The sequence below is a fragment of the Candidatus Jordarchaeum sp. genome (assembly GCF_052745115.1).
Genome location: NZ_JBRAKS010000046.1, coordinates 1 through 16,374, shown reverse-complemented (window position 1 = coordinate 16,374; position 16,374 = coordinate 1). Strand labels below are relative to the sequence as shown.

Below are 16,374 nucleotides of genomic sequence, written 5' to 3'. Positions count from 1 at the left end.
GTGCTTTTAGAAAATGTGCACCACCCTTTTCTATTAATTTTGTTCTTAATTATGTGGTTGTTTACTCCTTTGTTTCGGGGGCTTAAAAAACGCTTCTTTTCGGGGAAACTTGTTGAGCAAAATACAAGCATATACTTCCCTTATACGGTAAAAACAGAATTTGAAAGAATATTGGCGCACACCAAACCTTAATACAATCATCAAAAAGTGAGCGCCAACGTTGTAACGCTGGTTTTAATTAAGTAGAGAAATCAAAGTACCGCCAGATACCTCTGCCACTCCCAATTAGTAACTGCCATCGAAAATTCTTTCCATTCTTTCTTCTTTCCTTCAATGAATCTAGTGAAAGTATGTTCTCCTAATGCTGATTTAGCTAGCATACTTTTTTCTGTAAAGCTTATTGCTTCCCCAAGTGATCCTGGAACTTGATCAATGTAAAACTCTTTTAGTTGAGCATCATCGAATTCGTAAACATCTTCGTCTACCGGCTCTGGTGGTTCTATTTTATTCTTGATCCCTTCGAGACCAGCCTTAAGCATTACTGCGAACGCTAGGTAGGGATTTGTTGAAGAATCGGGACATCGTATCTCTGCTCTTATAGATTTTTCTCTTCCAATAAAGTATTCAGGAACCCTTATTAGGGCTGATCTGTTTCTACGTCCCCAACATATATAGACTGGAGCCTCGTAACCTGGAATTAGTCTTTTGTAGGAGTTTACTGTAGGTGCTAAAATTGAAAGTATTTCTTTAATATATTGTAACTGGCCACCTATAAAGTAGAGTGCGGTTTCAGAAAGACCGTATTTTCCGTTCTTATCAAAGAAAGCGTTTTTATCTCTAGTCCAAAGACTCTGATGAACATGCATCCCGGAACCATTCACTCCAAAGAGCGGCTTAGGCATAAAAGACGCAAATAGATTATGCTTCTTTGCAATGGCCTTTAATGCGTATTTGTAGGTTATTACCGCATCTGCTACGTGTAGAGCATCACCATATCTGAAGTCGATTTCATGCTGTCCAGGTGCCACCTCATGATGCCCCATTTCGACCTGTATCCCCATATCTTCCAAGGTTGCAGCTGCTTCTCCACGGACCTCAAAAGCGAGATCCAGAGGTGCAAGATCGAAGTAGCCACCGTGGTCTTGTGGAACCGGTTCTATTCCGTCTGTATATTTGAAGAGGAAGAATTCTAATTCTGGTCCTACATAGTAGTTGAAGCCCATTTTCTTTGCTTCATCCAGATTTCTTCTCAGAATGTGTCTTGGATCTCCTTCGAAGGGTTTACCCTCAACCCGGTATACATCGCAGAAAATTGTGGCTACTTTTTTGTTTGTTATTCTGGGAGACAGTATTGTGAATGAGGTAGGATCGGGGATTAGTCTCATGTCACTTTCATATATTCTTGCGAATCCTTCTATTGAAGAGCCGTCAAAGCCAATGCCGTTATCTAGGGCTTCTTCTATTTCTCTGGGGGGTATTGCGCAGGTTTTTGCGGTGCCGAATATGTCTACAAATTGTAGGGTTATGAGGCTTATGCCATTGGATTTCACTTTTTCAATTACTTGTTGCTTCAGTTCTTCATTGGATTGCATTCTTACACCTCTTTAACCATTTGTTTTTGTATAATGTTATACCATTTATGGTTATATTTTTAAATATTTCTACCATTTTCTTAAACAAGTGTTTCTTTTTTAACAATTTTTATGAACATATGTTCATTAATAAATCATTATAAAAATAGGATAATTTTTTCGGGATTTAAAAATTGAAGTTCCCATTAATAATTTGCTGATATTTTAAATGAAGAAAAGAAGGGAATATGGTTATAGTATTTCGAAATTTTCTTTTATGGTGTTTAAAACTACATGCGTGTTGGCTCTTTCCACGTAAGGAATAGATAATAGACCTTTTGTGAAGTTACTCAGTTCATTTCTATTTCTAAACTTGGCAACAATAATTGCATCCACGGTTCCGGTTACATCGTAAACCGCACAGGTATGCGGGTTTTTGGAGATTTCTTTATCTACCTCCAGTAATCTTCCTTGAGAAACAGTGATTTCGGTTACCACTGTTAATTCGTATCCTAGCCTTTCATGATCCAAAATTGCGGTGTAGCCTTTTATTAGCCCCTCTTCTTCCATTTTTTTTGTTCTGGTTACCACAGTTCCCACCGATACCTCAATCTTTTTTGCTATCTCCCTGTGGGATTGCCTTGCATTTGCCAGTAGTTCTTTGAGTATTTTTTTATCGATATTATCTATCAAGTATTATAACACCACCTTTAAAAGGTAAGAATTATCAAATATTTAATATTTTTCTAAAAAAGTGAACAAATGTTCAAAAGCAACATAACAATTGAATAAACAGTTTATACTTTGATTACGGAAAGAGTAAAATATCAAGCATTCTTTGAGAAATGAAAGAAATTATGCAAAGTTTTTAAAATTAGATAAGTAGCAGTTATCTCAAACTCTAACTATCCTCACAGTTTAGTTTTAAAGGGTTAATACCATAAATTCTAAGAGTAGTAAAATAGTAATATAGTTGCCTTTTGTTAGGCGGTGTTTGGAGTGAGTGAAGAAATACAAATGTGGACTGAAAAATATAGGCCTAAACACCTAAAAGAGATAGTCAACCAGAAAGAGATTGTAAACCGATTAGAGGGATTTGTATCCCAAAAGGACTTACCGCACTGCCTCTTCGCAGGTCCTCCTGGCACGGGAAAAACCACAGCAGCTCTTTGTATTGCGCGGGATTTATTCGGGGAAAATTTTCAGGGTAATTTTCTGGAGCTAAATGCTAGTGACGCTAGGGGAATTGATGTTATTAGGACCACTGTTAAGGATTTTGCTAGGACAATGTCCTTGGGGGATATTCCGTTTAAAATTCTGGTTTTGGATGAAGCCGATGCGCTGACCACGGAAGCCCAACAGGCTTTGAGGCGTACTATGGAGCGTTTCACACGTACTTGTCGTTTCATTTTGATTGTGAATTATTCCAGTAGGATAATCGAACCTATACAGTCTCGGTGTGCTTTGTTCCGCTACCCTCGCCTTGAAAGAGAGGATATCATTGGTATGCTTAAAATCATCTCTGAGAAAGAGGGGGTGAAACTTGAGGATGATGGGATTGAGGCGGTTCTGTATGTTTCTGAGGGGGATATGCGTAAGGCGATAAACACTCTTCAGGCTTCCTCCGCTCTTGGTGAATCAGTAAACGCAGACTCGGTCTACAAAGTTACAGGTAAAGCGAGACCAGAGGAAGTTAGGGAGATGTTGGAATTAGCACTAAGTGGCAATTTTGTTCAATCTAGGAAAAAATTGCACGAACTTTTGATAAACTATGGTCTTTCAGGAATTGATGTTGTTAGGCAGGTGCATAGGGAAACCTTCAACATAGCCATTCCGGAAGTGTGGAAGGTGCGTATAGCGGACATAGTGGGTGAAATTGATTTTCGGATAAGTGAGGGTGCCCATGAGGAGATTCAGTTAAGCGCCCTACTCGCTCAATTTAGCCTAGTGGGCCAAGATATGGGAAAAACTCAGTAGGTTTAATGGTGGTCAAATGAGTTTACCTTGGACTGAAAAGTATAAACCCACCAATATATCCCAAGTTGTGGGAAATGATAAAGCAGTAGCCCAACTAGTGGACTTCCTGAAGAATTGGAGGAGACACATGGATAAGAAGGCTCTACTGCTTTACGGTTCTCCTGGGAATGGTAAAACGGTTTCTGTTTATGCAGCAGCCAATGATTTGGACTTGGAAATTGTGGAGGTTAATGCAAGTGATAAGAGAAACTTGGAGATTATTCAACGTACGGTGGGCTCTGCGGCAACTATGAGTTCTCTTTTCCCAGTTAAGGGTAAGGTAATATTAATAGATGAGATAGATGGCTTGAGTGGAGTGGAGGATAGAGGCGGGGTAGGGGCTATAATATCAGTGATTAGGAATTCTGAGCATCCCATTGTGCTTACGGCGAATAATCCTTGGGATCCCAAATTCTTATCCCTACGGCAATACTGTTATATGATCCCTTTCAACAAAATACGCACGCCCACAATCAGCAAAGTGCTCGGGAGAATATCTGAACTAGAGGGTGTTCGGGTGGATGATTCTGTTTTAGAGGCTTTGGCTAATAATTCTGAGGGGGATTTGCGGGCTGCAATTAATGATTTACAGGCGTTAAGCCAGAACAAAACTGAATTAACAATGGAAGATGTGGCGTTATATTCGCGAGACAAGATAAAAAGCATATTTGAAGTACTCGCTAAAGTGTTCAGGGAGAGAGATGCCCGTGAAATTGTTAATGAAATCTCATCGACTGATGTGGATTATGAGATGATGATACACTGGATTAATGAAAATATTTCACAGCATATGAGCGAGCCGAAAGAACTCAGTAACGCTTATAACATGATATCTAGGGCAGATGTTTTTCTTGGTAGAATTAGAAACAGACAACACTGGGGTTTGCTTTCCTATGTTTTTGAACTCATGTCTGCTGGTGTTTCTTTATCAAGAGAAGTTAGTAAAGCAGGCTACGTTAAGTATCAATTTCCTAGCTGGATAAGAAATCTGAGCAGAACCAGATCCACACGCAGCAAGCTATCATCCATCGGAATGAGAATAGGGAGCAAATGCCATATCTCCTCGTCTGGAGGAGTTGAGTATTATCTTCCGTATTTGGAAGTTATTTTCAAAGCCGATCCCAAAATTGCGGCTAAGATATCTAAGTGGTTTGAGTTCGAGGACGAGCTTATCGAAAAAATTGCGGGCGATAAGAAGACTTACAATAAGATAATAAAAGAGTTAAAAGAATAGAGAAAATTACCGAGTCTTTTCAAGCTCTGACATAATTACCGAATACACTTTGACTCTTATCCTCTCGCGGATATAGTTTTTATACAGTTCTTTTAAAAACATTGTTTTACTCACTTCATCCACAATAAAATCGAAGGGATACTTTACATCTAATAGAATTAGTCCTTCGGGCTCCGCTGGTGATATCCCTCCTCTAGGCTGGTAATTCGGATCCAATAACTCTTTAAGATATGGTAAAGGTTTTTTACCCAAACCAATTTCACGAAGAATAGTAACCGTTTTACGTACCATTTTCCAAAGGAAACCTTTGGAGGTAAAAGTGAAAATAAGTAAATCGCCTTTCTTTTCAATTTTTGATTCTAATAATGTTCTTACGGTTCTCTCGTTCGGCTTCGGGGTACACAGATTTTTAAAATTGTGGGTCCCCTTTAATAGAGAGGTTGCCTTTTTCATCACTTTAAAATTTTCGCCTTCATGAATAGCGTAGTATTTGTAGGTACGGAGTAGGGCGTCTCTGCGGGGATCAAACTCTTCGGGAACCGGGGAATAAGCCCAGCAGCGCATATCTTTGGGAAGGTTGGTGTTTAGGGCGGGTAGAATTAACTTTTTTTGGGTGTTGAAAGCGATGGTCTGGCTAAGAGCGTTTACACCCTGATCGGTACGCCCTGCATAATTATATTTTGAATCTTGGGGATTATCTATCCAGCCTATTTTTTCTAGAGCATTGAGTAAAGTTCCTTCAACCGTTTTCATATTAGGTTGATTCTGGAAACCAGAGTAGTCTCGACCCAGATATGCCAATCTAACCGCATAACGCAACTGATCCTCGTCTCCTAACCTATCACTGATTAAAAGCGAAATAAAAATTCTTCAATTTACAATTTCTAAGAAATTTTTTCGATTCAAATTCTTAGGTGAATGGAAATTTTTTCGGGTTCTTTTATATTCTTTAAAGTTGATATCATTCCCTGGATTGTGGCGCTTAAAATTCTTTGTACGAAGGGATTAATACCAATTTTTTTCCCGTTGATATATAATACTGCTTGGGCTGCGTTCTGGGGGCAGGCAGTTATTTTGGCTTCCCCTCGTATCAGAGCTTTGGCATACTCGTCACAATTTGGATACCCACAAACTGCGCATGTTTTCTTTTCTAACCTGTTAACCACTTCATCCACCAGTCTTGAGAGAACCAATTCAGCTAGCTCAGATCCCTTAGAAACTATTGGAATATCTGGATGAACCGCTATTACCTTCTCTTTTTCTGTTTCATTTCCCGTTATTAATCCGGTAACCGCTATCACCAGTTTTTCAATGTAGAGATCAAAAAATTGATCTGCGGTTTCTGCCGCAATTATCCTTGGATATTTTTCCTCACGGAAGCCTTCTAAAATCATGATGTCAGCAAAAGGAGCAATCATATTTAGGGCCCCATCTAAAGATTTTTCCGGCGTGATTAGAACAAAACTCCTATCGGTAAGGGCTCCACAAGCATCAGCTCCCGCTTCTAGATATCTTTCTGTATCCTTTGAGTCTAGTGCACCTCTTGTATCTTGACTTACCTCATATTTGTGTGCATGTTTTATGGCGGCTACGCGAAACCCTCTTTTTTTGAACTCTTCGATTAAACTAACTGCAGTTGAGGTTTTACCTACATGTCTCTGGAATCCAACTATTTGGAATATCATAATATTCCTCCCAAGTGTTTTAAGAGATTAAAAAATATCATAATTTGAGTATTGATAATAAACGTATTAATTTCCATATTATTAAAAGGATAACTATCTCCTATAAATCAAAGTTTTGATTCGATTAGAAGAAAAAAGCTATTTAGAATAGTTTTTATTTCTTAAAAACATCATTTTCTATAGATTTAATGATATACTCGGAGGATGGAACTCTTTGAGTATAGATATGGCAGATATCAGCGAAAAAAAAGATGTTCTACGTATTGCACAGGCCAAGGGCATCATCAAGCTAAAACCAGAAACCATTCAAAGAATTAGAGAAAAAACACTAGGAAAAGGGGATGTCGTCACCACCGCTCAGATAGCAGGTATTCTGGCGGCTAAGAAAACCCCCGAGATAGTGCCGTTATGCCATCCGATCCCGATAACTAAAGTTGATGTGCAAATTACAATCGGAGACAGCAAAGTTATAGTTGAATCCACTGTGCAGTCATTGGCTAAAACAGGGGTAGAAATGGAAGCACTAGTTGCTACTTCAGTAGCACTGCTTACAGTGTGGGATATGGTTAAACCTTACGAAAAGGATGAAAAAGGACAGTATCCGGATACGGTCATAGAGGAAATAAAAGTGGTGAGTAAAATCAAATCTCCACCAAAAAGACACTCAGAGGGAGAAAAAGATTGAAGCCCGAAAGCCCTCACAAAAAACACAGAATATTCACTGGACCCCTCGACTTTGGTTTAATAATAATTAGTGACACTCGCCACCGGGAGATCCAAAACGGTGCTCAAAGCAGCGATGAAACCGCACGTATTGTGGAGAATATGATAAAAGAGGCAGGTCACAAACTGGTATCAGTTTCTTTTGTTCCCGATGAAGCGGAACCCATACTCAAAACAGTAAACGACTTAATGGGAAAAGGAATACAGGTGGTAGTAACTAGTGGGGGAACCGGTCTTTCTCCAAGAGATATAACTATTGAAACTCTGAGTCCTCTTTTGGAAAAGAAGATACCGGGTTTTGGAGACCTCTTCAGATTTGAAAGTTATAGGGAGATTGGAACCGCAGCCATGTTAACCAGAGCAGAGGCGGGAACATACCGAGGAGCGGTTATTTTCTGTTTGCCGGGTTCTCCCAACGCGGTGCACACAGCCCTCAGTAAGTTTATTCTTCCAGAGATCGAACACATTATCAGCCATATGAAGAAGAGAGGAAAAGATACAAAATAAGGAGGAGAACTAATTTGAATACAGAGAGCGTACGCATGAGGGGGTTTATGGAATATACCAAGGTTAACGACGCTCTAAACAGGATTATTACAAGAATTCAAAGATCTGAGCCAGAAACAGTACCGGTAACCGAATCCTTGGGAAGAATCCTCTATGAAGATATTTATTCTCCCAGGAATATTCCCCATTTTGACAGATCTGCGATGGATGGCTACGCCGTCATAGCAGAGGACACCTTTGGCGCCAGCCAACACAGTCCTATAAAATTAAAAGTAATAGGGGAAGTGAGGGTAGGGAAGCCACCAAATCTTAAAGTATCGAAGATGGAAGCAGCTCAAATCGCTACCGGAGCACCAATACCTTCTGATGCAGATGCAGTGGTAATGGTTGAATACACTAAGCGTATCGATGGGGAAATAGAGGTTTACAGCCCAGTTACCCCGGGCAAAAATGTCTCCAAGCTTGGAGAAGACGTAAAAAAAGGTCAAAAGATACTAAGCAATGGAAAACAGATAAGACCTCAGGAGGAAACAATGCTTCTACAGTGTGGAATAGCAGAGGTAAAGGTGGCTAAAAGACCGCGGGTGGCAATTGTTTCAAGCGGAAGTGAACTTGTGGATATTGATAAAGCACCGGAACTTGGGCAGGTAATAAGCACAAATAGTTACACCCTAGCTTCTATGGTCAGGGTTTACGGCGGTGAGCCTAAACTACTGGGAATTGTTCCTGATATACCTGAGGAACTTGAAAGGGCTATAGAGGAAGCTTTGAAGTACGATATGGGGGTCTTTTCGGGAGGAACCTCGGTTGGAAAATATGATTATCTGCCAGATCTTCTCGAGAAAAAAGGGGAGTTGATTTTCCACGGGGTAGCCATGAAGCCTGGAAGCCCCACTGCGGTTTCTTTTCTGAAAGGAAAGCCGATTTTCTCTCTTCCGGGTTATCCAGTTGCGACTATGATGGCTTTCATAGTGTTTGTGGCACCCTCAATAAGAAAAATGTTGGGGGCAGAGAAACTAGACCCCCGTATTTTCATTGAGGCAAAAATGTCGCGAAAGGTTGCCTCAACTCTGGGTAGACGAGATTTTGTCCGAGTAAAAATTGAGGAAACAGATGAAGGAATCTTGGCAGTGCCTTTAAGAGCTGGCGGCTCGGGGGTTGTTAGTAGCATGGTAAATGCTGATGGAATTGTTGAGATTCCAGAAAACGTGGAGGGTATAAATGAAGGAGAGCGGGTAAGAGTGGCCCTGTTTCCTCACATAGTTGTCTAAATGGAGAGTTTGAAAATGGTAAAAGAAACACTTAAGAGTTTTTACACCACAACCCCTCTGGAAGAGGTTCTCCGAGAATTATCCAAAATTAGCATAGAAAGAAGAACTGAAAAAATTAGTATAAACGAAGCCTTCGGAAGAGTTCTGGCTGAAGACTTTTTTTCACCAATAAATGTGCCCCATTTCAAAAGAGCCTCAAGAGATGGATACGCAGTCAAAGCAAGTGACACTTTCGGGGCAGAGGAAGACGAACCCAAAACATTTGAACTTTTAGGAGAAATAAGAGCAGGAGAGAAAAGTGGGCCAAAAACAGTGGTAGGAGGATGTGTTAAAATCGCCACCGGGGCGCCGTTACCAGAAGGTGCGGACGCTGTTGTGATGGTTGAATACACCGAGGAGGAAGAAAACCAGGTTCGAGTTTACCGCCCTGTTTCTCCAGAGGAAAACGTGATCAAAATTGGTAGAGACATAAAAGAGAATCAGAAACTACTGAGTAAAGGAACCGTACTAAACATTCAAGACCTTGGAGTCCTGTCAGCAACTGGGGTAACCGAGGTAAAGGTTTACTCCAAACCATTGGTAATGGTTGCAAGTACAGGAGACGAAATAATAAGTCCAGGAACAGAAATGGAACCAGGAAAGATTTACGATATAAACTCAATCACTATAACCCAAGCCGTTAAACAATCGGGAGGAGAACCTGTCTTTAGAGGAGTCATTCCAGACAATAAAAACGAGTTAATTAAAGCTATTCGGTACGCTTTAGAAAACACGGATATTGCAGTGTTTTCAGGAGGAACCTCAAAGGGACCAGGGGACAATGTGCCTACTGCACTTCGTGAAGTGAGCAAGGCGGATTTTCTAATTCACGGAGTATCAATAAAACCAGGAAAACCAACAGCTATAGCCGTGTACAATGGAAAACCGGTCTTCATGTTGCCCGGATATCCTACGTCAGCACTTATGGTATATTATAACATTGTGGAACCTCAAATCCGCAGATGGGCGGGGCTACCTCCAACAAGCAGACCCCAATCCAAAGCTATAACTGGACAGAGAATATACTCAGAAAGAGGAAGGTTTAACTTCCAACCGGTCCGACTCGAACACGAAAAAGAAGGCCTTATTGCCTATCCAGTTCCCACAGGTTCAGAAGCCATAACGACACTAGCATATTCACAGGGATATATAGAGATAAAACCAGAAGTTCAGTTCATTCCCGAGAGGGAAGAAGTTACCGTTTACTTATTCCATTCTCCGATTTAGATTATAGTATTGACCAAAAGCCGCTTAAAAAATTTAGTATTCTGTATGTATTTAGCTCAAATTTCAGATATCCCCTATAATTGCTGGAAAATCGAAAAGAAGCTTAATGCTTCCTTCTTTTGCTTTCCGCACGAGACCTGAAAGAAAAGCGAATGGAAACCTCCGTTTGGCAAAAAGGAGAATAACAATCCTTTTTCAATTTACCGAGATAAATACACACAGTATTCTTTAATGCGTACACAGTGTTCAGCACTTTAGTTTTTCGAGCCCCGGCTCATTAAGAGCCTCTGAGATTATCTTCATTGCGCAGTATTCACCACACATTGTACAAGACTTGGGTTCCTTAGCCTTAACTCGTTCATGGAATTGACGTGCTTTTATGGGATCTAATGATAACTCGTATTGCTTTTCCCAATCTATAGCAATTCTGGCTTGAGCCATTTCATCATCCAATTTAGATGCTTTCTCTCCGAGTTTTGCAATGTCTGCTGCGTGGGCTGCGATTTTTGAAGCTATAACACCTCTCTTAACATCCTCCTCGTCAGGTAGACCCAGATGTTCGGCGGAAGTAACGTAACACAGAAAGTCAGCTCCCTCCATAGCAGCTATTGCGCCCCCAATAGCTCCAACTATGTGGTCATAACCCGGTGCTAGATCTGTTACCAGAGGACCTAAGACGTAAAATGGGGCATTCTTGCACAAGGCTTTTTGGATTCGAACGTTGGCTGCAACTTGGTGTATTGGAACATGCCCCGGACCTTCTACCATTACTTGTATTTCTTTCTCTCTTGCTCGCTCCACCAGTTCGCTTATTGTCAAAAGCTCCTGAATTTGTAGCTCATCACTTGCATCATGTATACAGCCAGGTCTGAGCCCATCTCCCAGGCTAAGGGTGAAATCATATTTTTCTGCTAGTTCTAAGAGATAGTCGTAGTTTGAGTACAATGGGTTTTCCTTGTTGTGGTGTATTATCCAGGCGGCATGGAAAGTTCCTCCTCTGCTTACCATGGGAATTATTCTTTTACGTTTGATGAGAAGTTCTACAATTTTTTTAGTTACACCAACATGGACGGTCATGAAGTCTACTCCGTCTTCGGCGTGTTTCTCGATGGCGTTGAACATGTCATCCTCGTCCATGTCTACTATGGCTCCCTTGGTTTTTCCGGCCCTTATTCCTGCTTGGTAGATTGGCACCGTACCTAGTGGGACGTCGGTGTTTTTGATAATTTTTCTTCTTATGGCGTCAATATCGCCTCCAGTGCTTAGGTCCATTATTGTGTCTGCTCCGTATTCCACTGCGATCTTAGCTTTTCTGAGCTCATAGTCTGGATCGATGAAATCTGCGGATGAACCGATGTTTGCATTTATTTTTGTGCGAAGACCTTCTCCTATTCCTATGGGCTTAAGGTTTTCTCGTTTGATATTTCGGGGTATAACGGCCTTTCCAGACGTTAACAGTTTTAACAATTTATCCACTGGGATTTCTTCGTCTTTTGAAACCTGTTTTACTTCATCTGTTATGACGCCTTTTCTCGCTAATTGGGTCTGTGTAGTCAAGTTGTCAACACTCCCTTAACCTACAAAAAATAGTCAGTCTCTTTAAGTTTTCTCATTTGAATCTTCACCTAAGTAAACGAATACTAAATTAAAAATATTTCCAAATTGAAATAAATTATTATTTTAACCGAGATTAAGAAGTTCATTTTCTATTTAAAGGCTTAAATAGAAAAGGGAGGAAGTCAGCAAACATTTTTAAGCATAAGGATAGGTTTAAAAATTATGTTCATCAATTATTTTGTGTTTTTTGGAGTTGAAAAAAATGTCTGAACGTCAACCACTACAAATTCTTCTAAAATCAATAAATAACGTGGTTCAGGTCAAACTAAAAGATGGAAAAACATTTCAAGGCAGACTAACACACTGCGACAGCTACATGAATCTGTGTCTTACAAGCGCTGAGGAACTTGATGGCGAACAACCTATAGCCAAATTTGGTGAAGTGTTCATTCGTGGTAACAACATTCTATTCATAAAACCAGATGCTGGAGCTCTTGACTTTCTTGAATATGAATCCAAAGAAAAACCTAAAGATATCAAAGCGAAAAAGTAAAATCAGAAAGTTATAACACTACTTTTCGATTAGAACAAATTCGATTTATGTTTTGTTTGCTAATGGGGAGGAAAGTTAATGGTTATCTGATAATTCACGCTGCCTTTCTTCTCTATACTGTTTGACAACGGTTTCTAACAGTTGCTCGGCTTGGGCTTTCTTCTCTTCCAGTGTCTTCTGTTTATATTTTCCTAGCACACTATCCAACTCGTCTCTATCTACAACAGCGAATTCGTCTACCTGTTTTATTTTAAGGTCTTCGAATGGAATAATAGGTACATCCGCTTCTACAAATTTTTCTAGGGCGATGTGTGACATTCCGGACCCACAGATAACCCCTAGGATTCGTTTTTGTATCAGTAGTTCAGCCGCTTGTCGCCCACCTCCAGTAGAATCCTGGAGAAATATTATGTCCCCGGCTTTAATTCCAAGCAGTTCATCTGTTTTGCGAATTTCTTCCTGGTTAAAAGATTTAACAATTTTTAAAGGATACACTATTCCCCGGGACTCCATAAGTTTCATTCTTCTAAGACCTGAGAATTGAAGCCTGACTGAGGCTAACTCGTTTTTTAATTTAACCAACTCTGCTTTTAGTCTAGCATTCTCCTCTTGATATCTTGCGTGCACACGGTCAAGCTTGATTTCTGCCAAGTCCTCAGACCGTAGCGATTCTATTTGACTATACAAGGATTTAATCTCGTCCTTTAGAGTCTGAATAGTATTTTGGGATTTTGTAACTTGTTCTTCTAGTCTTTGAATCTTTTCTCTCTGCCTCCTCAATTTTAACCGGTACTGGTCTAGTTTATTTTTGAGTTTATCAATTACTTCTTCAGAAATTTCCTCAACTACCATAGTTTCCTCTGTTTCATCTTCAAATTCTTCTTCACTCAAAAACGAGGTTATAGCCTCACTTATTGATACTCCTTTAGCGACAGAAGCTTTAACCTGATCCAGAGGAACGTCCACGTTCATTTGTTTTACGTGCGCTTCTACCTGCTCGAACTTGTTTCTTAATTGCTGGTAAGATTTTATAGCAGAGGCTAAAGCATCACGCTGGTGGGAGTTCCTAACCTTTAGATTCTTTCCCTCCAAAAACTTCCTGGTCATCTCCCTCTTCTCGGTGACACTCAAAGTATGGGAGGGAGTATATAATTTAGCATTAACGGAGTTAGATAGTTTTTTCACAAATTCCGGTGGGGGATAGACATCTGAAGCTATGTAGACAGGAACTCCAAAATTTGCGGTCTCCCTAATAATCTTTTTACGAGTAAGTTCCTTCTCGCTACGTAAGAGAAGTAAATTTGCATTCAGATCTAACACAGCTAGACCACAGGTCATACCCGGATCTATTCCCAGAATTAAACCTCTTTTAGATACCGGTGCACTATCTTTGGGAATTAGAGGTAGCCATTCTAACTTGTCAAGAACCACCGGTTCAATCTTAACTTGAACATCACGCCCTTTGCTAGGTTTAATTAATTTCTCAAGTTTTGTCCGTTCGACATATACTAGAAATTTGCTTTGCTTTAAACCATGTTCAGATTCCTGAGTGTAAAGGTCATAGTCTATTTCAGCATCATCCAGAATTTTTCCGATCATTTGAGTGGTCTGTAAAACCATGGCGTGGAGCCTTCTCCGGAATCTCTCAGAACTAGAACCACCAGGCCCCAAAGTTCTGCTTCGAGAAACAATAATCTTTGTTTCATCTTCAAAAGCGCAGACAACGTAACCTACATTCTTAGCAGCGAGCCGAGCACAGACTTCAGCAGCCTCAATTGGACTCAGTTTCGAAGATGCAATTAACCCGTACCTTGCCGCTATTGTAGCTAGTGGTTCCATACCCTCTGCTGGTGAACCAGTGACCTGTACTAGTCTGGTGACTGGGGGAAACCGTCTAATAAGATAAATTATGCCCCTCTGGTCTGGAGCAAATTCGAAAATGTTATCCGATGCGACAATATCCGGTTTAATATCAATAATAGTTTTTAGGAGTTCTCTCAAGCTTAGTTTCTCAAATTTTTGGTTACCTTTGCTACTTAATAAAAAGGCCACGTACCTTTTATTTTGGGAAGAAGAGGGGGAACTCATCGGCAGAATATCAACACCAAGAATCTGGGAATTCGACGCATTTTTTAACAATTTAAACCACCAATAGGGTTCGGAACACGAACACTAAATTACCCTTCCTCAAATTAACAATTAGTATCATAATTTTTTACCTTTATCTTTATGATAAACACTTTTTTTATTAAATACCCTGAAGATTAAGTTTAAACCTTTAAAAACTGTTTTAATTTCAGCCAATTTTTTTCAAAACTTCTTCTAAATCTACCTTTATGCCGAATTGCCTCTCAAAAAAACGCAATATATTATAAACATCCCTGCGCAAATACTGTAAAGCAGCGATATGGGCAGTTGTTAGCCACTGCGGCCAGTCAATCAAAACCACGTGAAGATCAGGTTTAACAATAACATTATGTTCACTAAGGTCTGAATGAACCACACCTGCTTCATATGATAATTTTACATTATCCAAAATTTCATTGAGGATTTTGAGCGGATTAGGTAACTCTCTTATTAGGTATAGTTCATCACCCTCAACAAAATCCATAACCACCGTATGCCTATTATGGCCTCTGGGTCTGGGAACGCTAACCCCGGCTTCAAAAAGAATTTTGAGAGCTTCAAACTCCTTTTCTGCCGAAACAATATTAGCATAAAACCAAGAAGAATGACGCTTATTACCAACATAGTTACGCAACCTACGTACTTGTCTGAAACTAGTTCGACCAAGTCTATGAAATTTAATTATAACTCTCTCTTTGGATGAAGTTAAAGCATCATAAACATCTGACTCTTTTCCCAGACCGATCGTGTGACCGAAGGCATCAATAATATCAGAAGAAACAAGTGAGCCAAGAGCCAAGCTATCAAATCCCGGAAAAGTTAATACATATCCAACGTAAGGTCCAGTCCAACGAATAATAAGATTCAGATTATGCAAGCGGTCTAATCTGTAAACAGCTTCACTCAAACTCTGCTTATACAATTTCACAATATAATCGATGGGGACCTGCTTATACTTACTCATCCCTCTTTCAATAATTTGTAATACTCGAAAGTCTTCAGACTCAAGCTGCTTGAACGCTTCAATAGTTTTCTCCATTCATAACACCAAAAGAATAAAAAAAATTTATTTTATTAAAATCTAAGAGAACGCCTATTTTAAATTATTTTTATTAAAGTTATATCCTTTTAGTACAAGTTAAAATTAAAAAATGGTTATTTTTGCACAAAAATAATCAAATTAAGAAATTTGATAGAAGATTTAATCAAAAGAAAAAAGGTAAAATGAACATACTTAAACATATACGAACATTTTAAAGTTATACTAAAGACAAGAAAAAGTGAGAATATAAACGACTAATTTCATAACAAATTATAACACACAAAGAATATACTAAAAAACTATTAATGAATAGGATAAATTTATAAATACTTATAAGGTACTATACTTTTTAAGTAAAATATAAAATGGTGAAGATAATGTCAGAACTAACTGTTAAAAATGAAGAGGTAGCCAAGATCGCAAAAGCCCTCGCATCCCAAACAAGATGGGAAATCCTAAGACTCCTCAGAGAGAAAAAAATGGACGTAAGCAGAATAGCAGAAACACTAAAACAAACAGAAGCAAATGTCTCAGCCCAAGTAAAAATTCTAGAAAAAGCTGGTCTGTTGAAGAGCCACTACGAACCCGGTGAACTCATGGGTTAACTAAGTACACAGGAAGCCCAAGTCGCAAACGGCGTTCGTAAGGTGTGCGAGCCAGCGGTAGAAAAAATTCTAATCGTAATATCTTAAAGATACATGTAAATTTCTTTAAGGGGCGTAGTAACAGGGGAGGATTGGTTAAAAGCGTATCAGAATGCTATGCAGAGGGTTCACAACAGTAGAAAGATTTAATGATAAATAATACCATTCTTGGACTTTA

The 16,374-nt window shown here is 39.5% G+C and carries 16 protein-coding genes; 9 read left to right on the top strand and 7 right to left on the bottom strand.

Translation table 11 applies throughout. The features are described 5' to 3' along the window. Positions 1–192: hypothetical protein (locus ACUVXA_RS05205; RefSeq protein ID WP_445870182.1), on the top strand; the 192-nt coding region annotated here is incomplete at its 5' end. Positions 193–251: 59 nt separating this feature from the next. Here the strand turns inward: ACUVXA_RS05205 and ACUVXA_RS05200 are convergent. Continuing rightward, on the bottom strand, positions 252–1,592 hold the full coding sequence (locus ACUVXA_RS05200) for a glutamine synthetase family protein (RefSeq protein ID WP_445870181.1): 1,341 nt from the start codon (positions 1,590–1,592) through the stop codon (positions 252–254). Between the two features lie 231 nt (positions 1,593–1,823). Further along, on the bottom strand, positions 1,824–2,264 hold the full coding sequence (locus tag ACUVXA_RS05195; RefSeq protein WP_445870180.1) for an Lrp/AsnC family transcriptional regulator: 441 nt from the start codon (positions 2,262–2,264) through the stop codon (positions 1,824–1,826). A 324-nt stretch (positions 2,265–2,588) separates the two neighbouring features. Between ACUVXA_RS05195 and ACUVXA_RS05190 the strand changes: the two genes are divergently transcribed. Next, positions 2,589–3,548 (top strand): replication factor C small subunit, encoded by a 960-nt coding sequence (locus ACUVXA_RS05190; protein ID WP_445870184.1) that lies wholly within the window; start codon positions 2,589–2,591, stop codon positions 3,546–3,548. A 16-nt stretch (positions 3,549–3,564) separates the two neighbouring features. Then, complete coding sequence (locus ACUVXA_RS05185) at positions 3,565–4,821, top strand: replication factor C large subunit (protein WP_445870179.1); 1,257 nt, start codon at positions 3,565–3,567, stop codon at positions 4,819–4,821. Positions 4,822–4,827: 6 nt separating this feature from the next. Here the strand turns inward: ACUVXA_RS05185 and truA are convergent, their stop codons facing one another. Both truA and mobB read right to left on the bottom strand, forming a co-directional pair. After that, a complete protein-coding gene (gene truA, locus ACUVXA_RS05180) occupies positions 4,828–5,640 on the bottom strand; it encodes a tRNA pseudouridine(38-40) synthase TruA (RefSeq protein WP_445870178.1) in 813 nt (270 codons plus the stop codon). Positions 5,641–5,723: 83 nt separating this feature from the next. Continuing rightward, the gene (mobB, locus tag ACUVXA_RS05175) at positions 5,724–6,506 is read right to left on the bottom strand and encodes a molybdopterin-guanine dinucleotide biosynthesis protein B (RefSeq protein ID WP_445870177.1); all 783 of its coding nucleotides are present in this window, start codon (positions 6,504–6,506) and stop codon (positions 5,724–5,726) included. Positions 6,507–6,732: 226 nt separating this feature from the next. On the opposite strand from mobB, the gene moaC reads away from it, so the two are divergent. The 4 genes from moaC to ACUVXA_RS05155 are packed head-to-tail and all read left to right on the top strand — an operon-like array spanning position 6,733 to position 10,273. Next, positions 6,733–7,191 (top strand): cyclic pyranopterin monophosphate synthase MoaC, encoded by a 459-nt coding sequence (gene moaC / locus ACUVXA_RS05170; RefSeq protein WP_445870183.1) that lies wholly within the window; start codon positions 6,733–6,735, stop codon positions 7,189–7,191. Further along, positions 7,188–7,736, top strand: a complete 549-nt coding sequence (locus ACUVXA_RS05165; protein ID WP_445870176.1) for a MogA/MoaB family molybdenum cofactor biosynthesis protein — start codon at positions 7,188–7,190, stop codon at positions 7,734–7,736. The genes moaC and ACUVXA_RS05165 overlap by 4 nt, the downstream gene beginning before the upstream one ends. 14 nt (positions 7,737–7,750) lie before the next feature. Next, positions 7,751–9,007, top strand: coding sequence for a molybdopterin molybdotransferase MoeA (locus tag ACUVXA_RS05160; protein WP_445870175.1), 1,257 nt, complete (start codon positions 7,751–7,753; stop codon positions 9,005–9,007). A gap of 15 nt (positions 9,008–9,022) precedes the next feature. Next, a complete protein-coding gene (locus ACUVXA_RS05155) occupies positions 9,023–10,273 on the top strand; it encodes a molybdenum cofactor synthesis domain-containing protein (RefSeq protein ID WP_445870174.1) in 1,251 nt (416 codons plus the stop codon). A gap of 246 nt (positions 10,274–10,519) precedes the next feature. Here the strand turns inward: ACUVXA_RS05155 and thiC are convergent, their stop codons facing one another. Continuing rightward, complete coding sequence (gene thiC / locus ACUVXA_RS05150; protein ID WP_445870173.1) at positions 10,520–11,830, bottom strand: phosphomethylpyrimidine synthase ThiC; 1,311 nt, start codon at positions 11,828–11,830, stop codon at positions 10,520–10,522. 262 nt (positions 11,831–12,092) lie between these two features. Here thiC and ACUVXA_RS05145 point away from each other — a divergent pair, with 262 nt between their 5' ends. Beyond that, positions 12,093–12,383, top strand: coding sequence for an LSM domain-containing protein (locus ACUVXA_RS05145; protein ID WP_445870172.1), 291 nt, complete (start codon positions 12,093–12,095; stop codon positions 12,381–12,383). Positions 12,384–12,458: 75 nt separating this feature from the next. Here the strand turns inward: ACUVXA_RS05145 and ACUVXA_RS05140 are convergent, their stop codons facing one another. After that, positions 12,459–14,522, bottom strand: a complete 2,064-nt coding sequence (locus tag ACUVXA_RS05140; RefSeq protein ID WP_445870171.1) for a DUF460 domain-containing protein — start codon at positions 14,520–14,522, stop codon at positions 12,459–12,461. 157 nt (positions 14,523–14,679) lie between these two features. After that, entirely contained in the window at positions 14,680–15,549 is an 870-nt protein-coding gene (locus tag ACUVXA_RS05135) for an RIO1 family regulatory kinase/ATPase domain-containing protein (protein ID WP_445870170.1), read from the bottom strand. 380 nt (positions 15,550–15,929) lie between these two features. On the opposite strand from ACUVXA_RS05135, the gene ACUVXA_RS05130 reads away from it, so the two are divergent. Continuing rightward, on the top strand, positions 15,930–16,157 hold the full coding sequence (locus tag ACUVXA_RS05130; RefSeq protein WP_445870169.1) for an ArsR/SmtB family transcription factor: 228 nt from the start codon (positions 15,930–15,932) through the stop codon (positions 16,155–16,157). Positions 16,158–16,374: the final 217 nt, after the last annotated feature.

What these genes read in the sequence shown, in the direction of transcription:
- ACUVXA_RS05200 (WP_445870181.1), bottom strand. Translation starts at nt 1,592, where the DNA reads ATGCAATCCAATGAAGAACTGAAGCAACAAGTAATTGAAAAAGTGAAA.
- ACUVXA_RS05190 (WP_445870184.1), top strand. Translation starts at nt 2,589, where the DNA reads ATGTGGACTGAAAAATATAGGCCTAAACACCTAAAAGAGATAGTCAAC.
- ACUVXA_RS05185 (WP_445870179.1), top strand. Translation starts at nt 3,565, where the DNA reads ATGAGTTTACCTTGGACTGAAAAGTATAAACCCACCAATATATCCCAA.
- mobB (WP_445870177.1), bottom strand. Translation starts at nt 6,506, where the DNA reads ATGATATTCCAAATAGTTGGATTCCAGAGACATGTAGGTAAAACCTCA.
- moaC (WP_445870183.1), top strand. Translation starts at nt 6,733, where the DNA reads ATGGCAGATATCAGCGAAAAAAAAGATGTTCTACGTATTGCACAGGCC.
- ACUVXA_RS05155 (WP_445870174.1), top strand. Translation starts at nt 9,023, where the DNA reads ATGGTAAAAGAAACACTTAAGAGTTTTTACACCACAACCCCTCTGGAA.
- ACUVXA_RS05145 (WP_445870172.1), top strand. Translation starts at nt 12,093, where the DNA reads ATGTCTGAACGTCAACCACTACAAATTCTTCTAAAATCAATAAATAAC.
- ACUVXA_RS05135 (WP_445870170.1), bottom strand. Translation starts at nt 15,549, where the DNA reads ATGGAGAAAACTATTGAAGCGTTCAAGCAGCTTGAGTCTGAAGACTTT.
- ACUVXA_RS05130 (WP_445870169.1), top strand. Translation starts at nt 15,930, where the DNA reads ATGTCAGAACTAACTGTTAAAAATGAAGAGGTAGCCAAGATCGCAAAA.